This is a genomic window from Ravibacter arvi (assembly GCF_039540405.1).
Classification (GTDB): domain Bacteria; phylum Bacteroidota; class Bacteroidia; order Cytophagales; family Spirosomataceae; genus Ravibacter; species Ravibacter arvi.
In genome coordinates, this window is the sequence record NZ_BAABEY010000027.1 from 1 (window position 1) to 1,156 (window position 1,156).

General features: G+C 52.3%; 1 protein-coding gene. It reads right to left on the reverse strand.

What is annotated here, in order from left to right; genetic code table 11:
- Window positions 1-1,156, reverse strand: a 1,156-nt coding sequence (locus tag ABD852_RS15640) for a DUF6443 domain-containing protein (RefSeq protein WP_345030577.1), incomplete at both ends; no start/stop codon positions are given.

Sequence of the window (1,156 nt, forward strand, 5' to 3'; positions counted from 1 at the left end):
ATAGGTCTTTTCAACCGAGTTGACCCCCTTGTCGGTCTGCTGGTAAATGATCTTTTTTTCAAGTTGCCCGTCGTAACGAAGAACCGAAGCAGACCTTTCCCTAAATCCGCCCAGGTCATAAAGCTGTTTTACTTCCTGGATGACCTGGAGGCGGTCGTTGTAGTAAACTGCGCTGTAAAGAAAATTTGTGGTTAGGGAGCTGTCCGGGTTGATGACCAGGGTGGCAGTACCGGTCTGCATGCCCGTCACGTTGGAACGCATTGTGCTCGGGTAACCAATAGCCACATTGTTATTGAAAGTCGGCAATTCAGCGGGATAGGTGTCGTAGAAGGTTTTGGTCAAGGCATTTTCAACAGCCCCCGCTTTTATTCCTGTTTCAATCAGGCGGTTCAGCGCGTCATATTTGTAATAAGTGGTCTTTTTGTTTGCGTCTAAGCTGGTGTATAGCAGATCACGGTCATTGTAAGTCAACTCGGTAGTTCCGGCGCCGGGGACCTTTTTTTTGACCAACAGCCCCCTGTCGTTGTATTCGTAGTAGAAGTAACGTTCGGCGGAGGCATTGTCCTGGTAGGAGGGCTGGAGCACAAACCTGATGCGGTCCAGGTCGTCATAGACGTAGTAGGTATCCAGGTTGCTGTTGTTGTTATCTTTATCCACATACGCCCGCCTGAGGACCACCAACCCCTGTTTGTCTTTGTATTCCCGGGTCCTGTTCTGGTTTTCGTCTTTGGTCTCCACATAGCTGAGCTGGTTAGCGGCATAGTAGGAGGACTGGTTCAAGGTATTGCCCGACACGGTATAGAGCTTCACGTCATTACTGCCGTTCACCCCGTAGAGGAACTCAACGGCCTTGTCGGTTCCGCCGGCATATTGTTTGGTGACCCTGTTCAGGGGCGAGGCCTCGTATTCGGTCAGGGCATATCCCCGGCTGTTGGCTTCTGTAAAATCGGCTGAATTGTAGTAGCTGTTTGCCGCTGTGGGCGCTGTACTCTGATAGGCCGCGTTTCCGCCGCTGTGCGGGTAAGGCAGGTAGACCTTTGAGACCCTTCCGTAGGCATCATACTCGGTATGGGTAATCAGGTCAGCCGGTTTTCCGCCGGTAAAAACGGGGCTGGTGTAGGCGGAAACCTGCTGCAGGGGCCTGCCCAGTCCGTCG